Here is an 11,446-nt window from a genome sequence, read left to right as displayed (position 1 = left end):
TTCACAATAATCAAATATTTGTTTGTAATGTAAATAACAAAAATGTTTGAACCACTCCAAAAGCCCCTTAAAATAAGAAAAGGAAGTAATCAAAGTACAAAAGTGTCGAATCCAGGTTAAGTCAGAACCCAGAAATACAGTTTATTGCAACAGTTCGCTTTTTTCCTCTAATATTATTTTCATAATTCTTTCATTTTTTATTACTTCTGCTAAAGTGAGACAAAAGTGAGAAGATTATGAAACTGCTATAATAAGATTTAATATCAATAACTTTCAGATGCAACTACCGCAGTACGGACAAAAATTGGCTATAGCGTCTGGGCTGCTATTGGGGCTATGTTTGGCTGGGTGTAGCCCGTCAGCCTCCAATTCTCAACCACAGTTAAGTCCAAATTCAGCCACAACTACCACCACCAATCTAGATAAAAAAGGTAAAAAAGTAGTTCTTACCACCTTTACAGTCATTGCAGATATGGCGCAAAACGTGGCGGGAGACAAGGTGATTGTTGAATCCCTCACCAAACCAGGGGCGGAAATTCATGGTTACGAACCAACTCCTAGCGATTTGGTGAGGGCGCAAAAAGCAGACCTAATTTTGAATAATGGTCTTAATTTAGAGCGTTGGGCACAGAAATTGTATAATAGCGTCCCTAATGTCCCTCACGTTACTCTAAGTGAGGGAATTAAACCTGTAGAAATTACGGAGGATGCCTATAAGGGGAAACCTAATCCCCATGCTTGGATGTCACCACAAAATGCCTTGATTTACGTAGAGAATATTCGTAAGGCATTAGTTAATTTAGACTCAGCGAATGCAGATACTTATAATACCAATGCCAAAGCATACAGCCAAAAAATTAAAGAAGTTGATGAGAAACTGCGAAAAAGCGTGTCGGTAGTTCCAGCAGACAAGCGCTACATGGTAAGCTGTGAAGGCGCGTTCTCATACGTCACCCGCGATTATGGCTTGAAAGAAGCTTATCTTTGGGCAGTCAACTCTGAACAGCAAGCTACTCCCAAACAGCTAGAAAAAGTCATTGATATAGTTAAAAAAAATAAAATACCTGTAGTTTTCTGTGAAAGTACAGTAAACGATGGAGCGCAACGTCAGGTAGCTAGAGAATCAGGAGCAAGGTTTGGTGGAGTGTTTTACGTTGATTCCCTGTCTCCAGCAAACGGGCCAGCACCAACTTATCTCAAGTTGCTAGAACTTAATATTACTACTCTAACTCAGGGATTAGAGGAAAAATGAGCAAGTATGTAAGAATAAATTTAATTATTTAAAATTAGCCTGTAGTAAGGACTTTAGTCCTATTTTGTTCTCTGGAAAACATTACGTGTTCGCAAAAATGCTGGAGCCGCTCACTACAAACTAATGATTAATCTTAGAGGTGATTTTTAGTGAAATCTATTAGTATTGATGTCGAAAATTTGACAGTTGCTTACCACGGTAAAGTTGCTTTACATGGTGCTTCTTTACAAATCCAAGCAGGTTCAATTAGTGGTTTAGTGGGGATGAATGGTAGTGGTAAATCAACCCTATTTAAAGCAATTATGGGTTTTTTGAAGCCAGTTACAGGACAGGTTTTAATTAATGGCTTACCGATAAAAACTGTACAGAAAAAAAGCTTGGTTGCTTATGTACCACAGTCAGAAGAAGTGGACTGGAATTTTCCAGTCAGTGTCCATGATGTGGTGATGATGGGGCGCTATGGATACATGAATATACTGCGAATTCCTGGGGCAAAAGATCAAAGTATCGTGAGAGAGAGTTTGGAGAGAGTGCAAATGTGGTCAATGCGCGATCGCCAAATAGGAGAACTCTCTGGTGGACAGAAAAAACGTGCCTTTCTCGCCCGCGCTTTAGCACAACAGGGAACAGTTTTGCTATTAGATGAACCTTTCACCGGGGTAGATATCAAAACAGAAAAAGCGATGATTGACTTATTGCTGGAATTGCGAGAAGAAGGTCATACAATTTTAATTTCTACCCATGACTTAGCTTCTATCACTACTTTTTGCGATCAAGTAGTACTTATCAATCGTACTATTTTAGCTTATGGTAATACATCTGAAGTCTTCACAGAAGAGAATCTCTCTCGGACTTTTGGCGGTTCTCTTGGAGATTTATCTTTCAGCAAAAGTCAGATAATCCGTGCAAATAAAAGTGAATCTGATTAATTACTAATAAATATTGTTAAAAATATGAATACTCTTGCATTCCTAGATTGGTTAACCACACCTTTACAGCATGAATTCATGGTGAAGGCAATTTGTGTAAGTGCCTTGGTTGGGGTAGTCTGTTCTGTTTTATCTTGTTTTATGACCCTAAAAGGTTGGGCATTGATGGGAGATGCTGTTTCCCATGCGGTAATGCCTGGGGTAGTAATTGCTTATGTTTTAAATATCCCTTTTGCTGTGGGCGCTTTTATTTTTGGAGTGGGTTCAGTTATTGCGATCGGTTATATCAAAGCGAAGACGAGAATTAAAGAAGATACTGTCATCGGACTTGTATTTACAGGATTTTTCGCTCTGGGTTTGGTACTAGTTTCCAAAACTCCAAGCAGCGTAGACTTGACGCATATTTTGTTTGGAAATGTCTTGGGTATTTCTAATGAAGACATTATCCAAACGGTGATTATTAGCGTAATTACTTTAGTAACAATAGCTCTTTTACGCAAAGACCTCCTATTATTTTGTTTTGACCCCACTCATGCACGTTCCATTGGCTTGAATACAGGAGCGCTGCACTATATTTTACTATCATTACTTTCGTTAACTGCTGTCGCCGGACTTCAGACAGTGGGAATTATTCTAGTTGTCGCTATGTTAGTTACTCCGGGAGCAACGGCTTATTTGTTAACAGACCGTTTCGACCACATGATACTAATTGCAATGGCATCGGGAGTATTTTCTAGTGTTATGGGGACTTACATCAGCTATCATATCGATGGTGCAACAGGGGGTTGCATAGTTGTGTTACAAACCTTGTTGTTTGTCGTAGCAATGATTTTTGCACCTAAACATGGGTTACTGGTAAGAGCAAAGAAGCAAGAAAACACTGACTGATTCAGGATGAAATAGCCTTTGCTATTTACGTAACCCCCATTCTGCAGGTGTGAGGGCGAAACAAGTGTCGTTTAAAATTGTGGTAATTGGAACTTCTTTAGGCGGATTATCAGCATTGAAAATCGTCCTGGGAAATTTACCAGCAGACTTCCCTGTGCCGATCGCGATCGTGCAACACCGTCACAAAGAGTCTAGCAACACACTCCAGGATTTATTACAAGAATCCACTTTATTAAAAATTCGCGAAGTGGAAGATAAGGACGAAATACTACCGGGACATATCTACATAGCCCCAGCAGATTATCACTTACTGGTTGAACCAGGTCACTTTGCCCTTTCGACTGATGAGCCTGTTTCTTATGCTAGACCATCTATTGATGTGCTGTTTGAGTCGGCAGCCGATGTCTACACAGAGGAAGTTATTGGTGTAATATTGACAGGAGCAAACCAAGATGGTGTGCAAGGTCTTAAGAAAATAAAAGCGCGGGGAGGAATTACCATTGTACAAGAACCTGCCACAGCTGAAAGCGATGTTATGCCAGAGGCAGCAATCTCTGCTGTTGAAGTAGACTGGATTTTGACACTCTCAAACATTGCTTCCCAAATGGTCAAGCTTTGTCAATCATCACCGAAATAAACCGATGCAGATGGAATCCAAAGTCAACATCCTCCTAGTAGATGATAAACTAGAAAATTTGCTGGCACTAGAAGCAATCCTAGAAAAACTAGGGGAAAATCTTGTGAGAGCTACTTCTGGGGAAGAAGCTTTGAGGTGTCTGCTGCATCAAGATTTTGCGGTGATTTTGCTGGATGTGCAAATGCCAGGGATGGATGGCTTTGAAACTGCTACCTTAATTCGCAATCGGGGGCGATCGCGTCACACTCCAATTATCTTTCTCACCGCCTTTAGCACCAGCGACCAAATGCTGTTTAAAGGCTATGCCTTGGGTGCGGTTGATTATCTGCTCAAACCACTAGACCCCAATATCTTGACTTCTAAAGTCACAGTATTTGTAGAACTATTTAAGAAAACAGAAGCCGTCAAGCAACAAACAGCGCAACTAGTAGCTGTGAATACCGAACTCAGGCAAAGTGAAGAACGATTCCGATCGCTAAGTACCTGCTCACCCGTTGGCATTTTTGAAACTGATACCGAAGGCGACTGTAAATATACGAATCCCCGCTATCAGGCAATTTGTGGCTTGAAAGCGTCAGAGAGTTTAGAAAAGAGATGGCTGGAATCTGTTCATCCAGAAGACAAAGAACGAGCGATCGCTAGTTGGTCAGCTTACATTTGTGCAGGTCGGGAATACTCAGAAGAATTTCGCTTTCAAGCTGCTCACGGTAACATTCGTTGGGTTCAAGTTCGTTCATCACCAATGCTTTCCAGTCAAGGAGACTTGTTGGGTTATGTAGGTACTCTTGAAGATATTACCGAACGAAAGCAAGCAGAAGAAGTCCGCGCTCAAGTGATTCGCGAACAAACGGCAAGACAGGAAGCAGAAGCTGCGAATCGCATGAAAGATGAGTTTCTAGCTGTTCTCTCCCACGAACTCCGCACACCTCTAACCTCGATGCTCGGCTGGTCAAAAATCCTCCGCACCAAGAAACTTGACGAAAAAGCCACTTCCCGCGCCTTGGAGGCGATCGAACGCAACGCTATATCTCAGATGCAACTAATTGAGGATATCCTGGACGTATCCCGGATTATCCGCGGTCAGTTGCGGTTAAACGTATCGGCAGTGAATCTAATCTCGGTGATGGAGGCAGCTTTAGAGGCAGTGCGTCCCCTAGCAGAGCCAAAAGATATTCAATTAAATACTGTGCTGGATACTTCGATAGGGTCAGTCTATGGCGATCCAGCCCGTTTACAGCAAATTGTCTGGAATCTACTAACTAATGCAATAAAGTTTACCCCTAAAGGCGGTAGGGTAGAAGTCAGGCTGTCAAAGCATTTTGGATTGCCGATTTCAGACTTTGGTGTGGGTGCTACTTCCACAACCATCAGTACAAGCCAGTCGAACAATTTGAGATTTGAATCTGATAGTGAAAATTTAGACTCTGCAAATACTGATGAAAGCAATAATCTAAAATCTAAAATCCAAAATCCAAAATCCCAGTACGCCCAAATTCAAGTTATTGATACAGGTATTGGTATCAGTTCCGAGTTTTTACCCAAAGTATTTGACCGCTTCCGGCAAGCAGACAGTACCACAACGCGATCGCACAATGGATTAGGACTAGGATTAGCGATCGTCCGTCATCTAGTGGAACTGCACAAAGGTACAATCTTTGCCCAAAGTTCAGGTAGTGAACAAGGAGCAACCTTTACTGTGAGACTACCACTGCTACAAGACAATAGGGGTAGCAGGGCGAGTAGAGAAGCCACAGGAGAAATTTCTTCCCCTGTGGCATCGACGCCCCTTGCTGGATTAAGAGTTTTAGTTGTAGATGATGAAGCAGATACCCGTAACTTTCTTAGTTTTATGTTTGAGGAGTATGGGGCTTTTGCCACTGCCGTACCATCAGTTGATGAAGCGCTAGTAGTACTTGAACAAACAAAACCAGATATTTTGATTAGCGACATCGGCATGTCAGAGCAAGATGGTTATACACTGATTAGGAAACTGCGCTCTTTAGAACCAGAAAAAGGCGGACGCATCCCCGCGATCGCTTTAACAGCATACACGCGAGAGGAAGACCGTTTGAAAGCGCTTTCAGCAGGGTTTCAGCAGCATTTATCTAAGCCAATTGACCCGAATAAATTGATTGCTGCGGTTGCCAATATATTAGAACTGCCTCTGCAAGTTCCAGTGAGTTGATTTGGAATGGAGAGTGGGCAGTGGGGAAAGCAGGGGAAAAAGAAATATTAATTCTTGCAATGCCCCATGCCCTATCCCCCATGCCCAATCCCCAATCAAGAGGAAGTTAGAGCATGTTTTTTCAGTTCGTCTAGAGAAACCACTTCTAAAGCTCTAGCATGGGTTGCTGAAAGTATTACAGGTGGAGCAACGCCAGCTTCTAGAGCTTCTTGCCAGCGAGAAGCACACAAACACCAGCGATCGCCAGGCTTCAGTCCAGGAAAATTAGAATCAGGAACAGGTGTGCTCAGGTCGTTCCCCCGCGATTTAGTGAACTCCAGGAATTCTGATGTCAGTTCGGCACATACGACATGCGCCCCAAAATCCTGACCACCTGTGCGACAAAAACCGTCGCGGTAAAACCCAGTCATGGGAGAAGTGCAGCAGGCCTCTAGGTTTGCACCGATTACGTTTTTAGCTTCTGTCATCGTTAATTCGTTGCACTTGATTTTTTCACTTCGATATAAGCCTATATTGACACTTCTCTAGTTGAATTAAAATCGCTATCCCTTATTAATTTGGAAAAGCAGGGAATTCTAGAATCACTACTCATCCCAAGTTGTCAACCTTACAGTTATTAAGAATGGTGCAATATCTCAGTAGAATCCCCAGGCGCAGACAAAATTGCCACTGTGGCAATTAAAGTTTTAAGAAGTTATAAGGGTTTGATGTGCTACTCAAAAGCGCTATCTTTAATCAGATTTTTGGCTATCACCCTTTGCGATCGCTACTATAAAGCGGGCGAGTACGCCATCGCACTTCATAAACTTGGTAACAGGTTATTCTACCCAGAATTTAATATAGGGCACTGCTGAGGAGACAATTCACCAGCAGTAATCAAACTCATCAATAAAATTGTGTATCGTACCAAAATACTTATTTTGAGCGATGCCAGCAAAACGGCATACTCTACCCTCAACTAAATAGAACTTGCCAGCAATCAATTTAATTATCACTCTAATTGCGATCGCACTCCTGAAAGTTGGTAATAGATTTATACCAAGGTAGATACTCATCTGGGGTAAGCTTGCCAAGAAAAATACAAGCGTTTGCTCTATAAAAGGTTACTTCTCAGTGTACTTAGGAAAATTCAACTTTAATCGCTACATATGCGTTCGCAAAGCGTTTGTATAGGAGAATTGCTCCTAAATTTGCGAACAGACAGATGCTTCCTAGTCCCAATAAAATGTATGTGGGAGCCATGACAACTCCAATCATGAACCAAGCAAATACGTGGAGTATCATTAATAAAGCAAAGGTACTGGCAATTGCAGCACTTCGCCAAATCTCAAAAGCTGGACGACACAATAATGTCAAACCTATTGTTAACGAGGTAGCAATTAGGTTGACTGGGATTAGAAAGGCACAAATACCAATGCAGTAAGTGCTTGAGAATACCGTCAAAGTGTTGAAGTCCAATATTAATTCTCCTAGATTAAATTGCCAAATTTTAGATGAATATTTGTCCTGATATCCTTCAAGGCTAGTCAGACTTTAAAAGATTTGTAGGTTAGCCGAAACTATTGGGTTACTCAGATATTAGTGAAGACACACTAAAAATTTGAACCACCAAGAAGCTGGTGGTTCAGAGTTATACTTCGTATTAACTACTAGTCAAGCACTTAAGCAGGAAATATTGTCCGGGTAATCAGTGCGCTAGCGAACCCAGAAACACTAAGACCTAGCAAAATACTAGTAAACAAAACACCTATTCGAGGGTTAGAATCTAGTTTGTTGTCTTCTCTACCACCTGTAAAGAATAAAGACCAAGCTTGGGAAGCATTGATAGTCTTAAAGCTATTAAAATCAGTTCTGAAAACAACAGAACCAAATAGCTCAGGAGATTTGAAGTCTAAATTATTGTTCATGTAAATAAGTATAACAACAATATTGTCATAAAGCTAGCTTTATGATATATACCTACAGATAAAGGCAAGGTAGATATGTCGAGGGCAGCGAGCGCCGACGTTGACTGTTGATTTTTCAGAGGGAGATGAGGAACGGATATCACTCAAAATGTATCAAATGGTGATACCGTGACCACCAGCAGTAATATACATACATTTACAAAACCTAACCAGCACTAGAACAACTGCTGACCTACAGAAGGCCCCAAAAGTGAAGGAAGCCTTGACCAGAAAATAGTTCAATTAGGGCGGCACACAAAAAGCCAATCATCGCCAAACGACCGTTCCAAAGTTCAGCCTGAGGTGTAAATCCCCAACGCCAGGCATTGCGATTATCGATGATTGGGGGGTTAATGTTTGTGTTCGCTGACATAGACATAGTTAATAATCCAAGTTTTGTAACTGTAATAACTTACTGGCGTTGTGCAAAGTAAGGATTGCTTCCCGGTTTTACAATGAGACGAAATCCATATCTAGTTTCCACTTGTGTTTGAGGATTTCTTTAAACATCGTTTCCCGAATCATCATCTGCTTATAGTGCAAGATCAAGAACTCTTGAGCTTGTTCACGGGACATCTGCTGCACTTGATCGCTAAAGGAACGAATGCTAAATTCTTGTTCTAAAGATAATTTGATTGGCTGATTCATTATTGCCTCTTGTAATCCACTTAGGGTAAAAACTGTCAAATTAATGTTGCAGAGCACTATCTTCAAATCTGGGTCTGAAGCTGAACGACTCGCTATATTTAACGCCTAGCTAACCGCAAAGGCAGTTAATGAAGTCAGTATCATCAGCGGCATAGCAACGCTTCAAGCAAAGAATAACAATGGCGCTCTTTAGACCTAGAACAATCAGATAGGTGAGTCGGTTTTTCTAGTTGCATAGGCATTGAGTGCACCTCTGTCATCAGTGGTGTACAGGGCTGTATTGCCTAATTGTTACTTTATGTAAATTATTATAACAGATTATTTACATATTTAGACATTTTTGACTGAGTATGATACTTCAGTCTTTAGGCTAATCAAGCAATTAGCACCGTTCAAATTACATTTATTGCCTCTGTGCCATTTTTTGCTGACGCTACTCGATACCCTGACTGCTCTAGTCCAAGTCGCAGTTCTTTCCGGATAAAATGCTTCATCGTCCAATAAATGCAAAATCCTGCACTGGTCTTGAATTTTGTCGAAGCGTTGCGATTGATCGCACTTGTTGCACTAATCTATCAATATCCACGACAGAAAGCTGGGTAAATTCTTCTCGGTCAAGAAATTTTGCCGGGGATTAGTAGTAATCTCCCGCCAGCTTGTAGTTTCCTGCCATCTGACTGATTTTAGTTGATCTTTGGCTCTAGTTTTATAAGCTCAGTTTATCATTCATCTTTAGCAACCAGCTTTTATACGTTTCCTGACAAAGGGTATCATAAACTACTATTTTTTGGCGCTCACAGAACTTTTCGGTCTACTCAATGTTGATAGCAGTAGTTACTGATCATCGTAATAATTTAAATGTTTTTATCTCCTAAAATTAATTTATTCTTATAACTTATAATTTTATACAAATTATAGTTTTATCTCCTAAAATTAATTTATTCCTATAACTTATACATTTTATACAAATTATACGCTATAAAAACATTTACTTAAACATACTTTTTAACAATAGGATGTTAAAGTAAAAATTGTAAAAAAAAAATTTATGTTTAGCAGAGCCAATAAATTGTTGATATTGGTAATGCTGCCATGAAAGCTAGTTCCTTTAGTATATTAGTTGCTGCAATCAAAGCTGCTGGTAGATACTTTTAAAGGTAATAGCCCGTTCACCGTTTTTGTACCTACTCATGAGACGTTTGCTGAACTTCAAGCAAGCACAATAGATGCAGTGCTTAAGGACATTTCAAAGCTCAATAAAATCTCAAATTTGGAACTGTGATGTATCTAAATAATAGATTTCCTATTAATTCTTCATTTCTGAAAGGGCTACGAATATTCCTTGTAGATAATGATGTCAATTTCTGCAGTACGTTCATGCTGATGTTGCAATCATATGGTGTGAAGGTGCAAGCGGCATTTTTAGGAGAGCAAGCTCTGGAAATATTTGTGCAATGGCAACCTGATGTCCTGTTGAGTGATATTTCCTCGCCAAAGGAGGATGGCTATGCTCTGATTCACCAAGTGAGAACACTTACGGGAGAGCGAGGGAAAGTAGTACCAGCCATTGCTCTGACAGCCGCTGTCACTGAAGATATGTATCAACATGCTCTCTTAGCTGGGTTTAACCTATGCTTCCTTAAACCCCTAGTTCTTGATGATTTTGTTGCTGTGCTTGGCATTTTAGCAATTGCCAATAGTCCTCATTCACCCTCATGCTAACTAGCTCTAATTAATATCTTAGATATAGTAGTCTAAGTTTTGGGAAGTAATGATATGGGTCATTTATTGGTGAGAACCATTATTTTGAAAATGCTACTAATGAACTTGATAAACGATAGGATTAATCTTATGAGTTATCAAATGTATGTTTCGACTCAATTAGTTTTACTCTTGAGTAGCGGAATTATTGGGATTGGATTTATTTTAGCTTCATACTTATTGGCAGTAATTTGGATTTAGTAAAATTAAATTGTTTATAGTTTATATTTTTGGAATAGTTTTACCGCTAATGCCTTCCTCACCTCGCGGGTATATGGACGAATATCTGTAAATTCTTGTAGTTCTGCGTTAGCGTTCGCGGAGCGTCTCTTAGAGAAGCTTACCGTTCGTGTAGGATCTCGCAGATTTTGACCAATGGAGGATCAAAGCAATACAAACGCGCAAGACACAAGTTTTGCTACGTTTGTGGAAGATATTGCGAGGAAGATGAGTTGTACTTTCCTAAAACCGTACAGTGTAGCTTATCTACACCTTGCAAGATTTCAGGAAGCGAAAAATTTTTTTAGAGTTCCACAATTACTAGAGTGAAGTTCCAATAAAAACCCCTGGTAGTTAGCCAGGGGTAATGCAAGTCAGTACTTTTCGCATGGAATGTATCCTACTCAAATACCATAGCAACCGTCTAATTTAGAGATATGCCATTTTGCCAAACAAAAAAAGCCTTCAGTGGTAAGCCGAGGGTTAATTTTTTTTGGAATAGCGGTAATCTACAAAGCTATTATTCGCAGATGAGTCGGCAATAAAACCAAAATATAAGAATTTCTACAACTATCTATTAGACTTCTTGCATGAATCAAAAGCCCTCTCCCAAACTAGGGAGAGGGACTTTGAAATTGGCTCCCCTTCTCCCAAAAGTTGGGAGAAGGGATTGGGGGATGTAGCAAGATCCCGCAGGGTGGGCAAGTTTTACATTCGTGCAAGAGGTCTATTATATTGTGATGTCATACAAAAAAGAGCTTCGGCGTATCCTGACCTCGTTGCTTGCCTTTAAATAAGTAAAACTAATAACTTATATCAGCTTTACTGAAGTAATAAAACTTGATTAAAAATTGTAAAGCATTGTAAATTACATTTACAGGCAAAAACAAAACCGCCTGATTCATAAACAACCAAACGCACTTATAAAACCATGACAACAACCTTACAACGTCGCGAAAGCGCCAACGTATGGGATCGATT

General features: G+C 40.2%; 12 protein-coding genes. 7 read left to right on the top strand and 5 right to left on the bottom strand.

From position 1 onward, the window contains the following. Positions 1-277 precede the first annotated feature (277 nt). The 5 genes from ACFE93_RS18150 to ACFE93_RS18130 all read left to right on the top strand — a co-directional run bounded on the left by ACFE93_RS18150 (position 278) and on the right by ACFE93_RS18130 (position 5,891). Positions 278-1,252: a metal ABC transporter substrate-binding protein gene (locus ACFE93_RS18150; RefSeq protein ID WP_375474830.1), complete on the top strand. Its 975-nt coding sequence runs from the start codon at positions 278-280 to the stop codon at positions 1,250-1,252. A 149-nt stretch (positions 1,253-1,401) separates the two neighbouring features. After that, positions 1,402-2,181: a metal ABC transporter ATP-binding protein gene (locus tag ACFE93_RS18145; protein ID WP_375474828.1), complete on the top strand. Its 780-nt coding sequence runs from the start codon at positions 1,402-1,404 to the stop codon at positions 2,179-2,181. A gap of 24 nt (positions 2,182-2,205) precedes the next feature. Next, complete coding sequence (locus tag ACFE93_RS18140) at positions 2,206-3,069, top strand: metal ABC transporter permease (protein ID WP_375474826.1); 864 nt, start codon at positions 2,206-2,208, stop codon at positions 3,067-3,069. A 64-nt stretch (positions 3,070-3,133) separates the two neighbouring features. After that, the gene (locus ACFE93_RS18135; RefSeq protein WP_375474824.1) at positions 3,134-3,706 is read left to right on the top strand and encodes a chemotaxis protein CheB; all 573 of its coding nucleotides are present in this window, start codon (positions 3,134-3,136) and stop codon (positions 3,704-3,706) included. Positions 3,707-3,710: 4 nt separating this feature from the next. Then, positions 3,711-5,891, top strand: coding sequence for a response regulator (locus tag ACFE93_RS18130; protein WP_375474822.1), 2,181 nt, complete (start codon positions 3,711-3,713; stop codon positions 5,889-5,891). A gap of 95 nt (positions 5,892-5,986) precedes the next feature. On the opposite strand, the gene ACFE93_RS18125 is transcribed toward ACFE93_RS18130, so the two are convergent. The 5 genes from ACFE93_RS18125 to ACFE93_RS18105 form a co-directional block, all read right to left on the bottom strand. Further along, positions 5,987-6,358 carry a DUF2237 family protein gene (locus tag ACFE93_RS18125; RefSeq protein WP_104906893.1) on the bottom strand — a complete coding sequence of 124 codons (372 nt, stop codon included), beginning with the start codon at positions 6,356-6,358 and terminating at the stop codon, positions 5,987-5,989. Positions 6,359-7,010: 652 nt separating this feature from the next. Continuing rightward, entirely contained in the window at positions 7,011-7,352 is a 342-nt protein-coding gene (locus ACFE93_RS18120) for a hypothetical protein (protein ID WP_375474879.1), read from the bottom strand. Between the two features lie 200 nt (positions 7,353-7,552). Further along, the gene (locus tag ACFE93_RS18115; RefSeq protein ID WP_375474820.1) at positions 7,553-7,798 is read right to left on the bottom strand and encodes a hypothetical protein; all 246 of its coding nucleotides are present in this window, start codon (positions 7,796-7,798) and stop codon (positions 7,553-7,555) included. A gap of 232 nt (positions 7,799-8,030) precedes the next feature. After that, positions 8,031-8,210, bottom strand: coding sequence for a chlorophyll a/b-binding protein (locus tag ACFE93_RS18110; protein WP_375474818.1), 180 nt, complete (start codon positions 8,208-8,210; stop codon positions 8,031-8,033). A gap of 77 nt (positions 8,211-8,287) precedes the next feature. Next, positions 8,288-8,485: an NblA/ycf18 family protein gene (locus ACFE93_RS18105; RefSeq protein ID WP_375474816.1), complete on the bottom strand. Its 198-nt coding sequence runs from the start codon at positions 8,483-8,485 to the stop codon at positions 8,288-8,290. A 1,120-nt stretch (positions 8,486-9,605) separates the two neighbouring features. On the opposite strand from ACFE93_RS18105, the gene ACFE93_RS18100 reads away from it, so the two are divergent. After that, the gene (locus ACFE93_RS18100; protein ID WP_375474814.1) at positions 9,606-9,767 is read left to right on the top strand and encodes a fasciclin domain-containing protein; all 162 of its coding nucleotides are present in this window, start codon (positions 9,606-9,608) and stop codon (positions 9,765-9,767) included. Then, the gene (locus tag ACFE93_RS18095; RefSeq protein ID WP_375474812.1) at positions 9,767-10,207 is read left to right on the top strand and encodes a response regulator; all 441 of its coding nucleotides are present in this window, start codon (positions 9,767-9,769) and stop codon (positions 10,205-10,207) included. Before ACFE93_RS18100 ends, ACFE93_RS18095 begins: the two co-directional genes overlap by 1 nt. Positions 10,208-11,446: the final 1,239 nt, after the last annotated feature.

The sequence above is a fragment of the uncultured Nostoc sp. genome (assembly GCF_964247315.1).
Lineage (GTDB): Bacteria > Cyanobacteriota > Cyanobacteriia > Cyanobacteriales > Nostocaceae > Nostoc.
This window is presented reverse-complemented; position numbering and strand designations above follow the sequence as displayed.

What these genes read in the sequence shown, in the direction of transcription:
- ACFE93_RS18150 (WP_375474830.1), top strand. Translation starts at nt 278, where the DNA reads ATGCAACTACCGCAGTACGGACAAAAATTGGCTATAGCGTCTGGGCTG.
- ACFE93_RS18140 (WP_375474826.1), top strand. Translation starts at nt 2,206, where the DNA reads ATGAATACTCTTGCATTCCTAGATTGGTTAACCACACCTTTACAGCAT.
- ACFE93_RS18130 (WP_375474822.1), top strand. Translation starts at nt 3,711, where the DNA reads ATGCAGATGGAATCCAAAGTCAACATCCTCCTAGTAGATGATAAACTA.
- ACFE93_RS18125 (WP_104906893.1), bottom strand. Translation starts at nt 6,358, where the DNA reads ATGACAGAAGCTAAAAACGTAATCGGTGCAAACCTAGAGGCCTGCTGC.
- ACFE93_RS18115 (WP_375474820.1), bottom strand. Translation starts at nt 7,798, where the DNA reads ATGAACAATAATTTAGACTTCAAATCTCCTGAGCTATTTGGTTCTGTT.
- ACFE93_RS18110 (WP_375474818.1), bottom strand. Translation starts at nt 8,210, where the DNA reads ATGTCAGCGAACACAAACATTAACCCCCCAATCATCGATAATCGCAAT.
- ACFE93_RS18105 (WP_375474816.1), bottom strand. Translation starts at nt 8,485, where the DNA reads ATGAATCAGCCAATCAAATTATCTTTAGAACAAGAATTTAGCATTCGT.
- ACFE93_RS18095 (WP_375474812.1), top strand. Translation starts at nt 9,767, where the DNA reads ATGTATCTAAATAATAGATTTCCTATTAATTCTTCATTTCTGAAAGGG.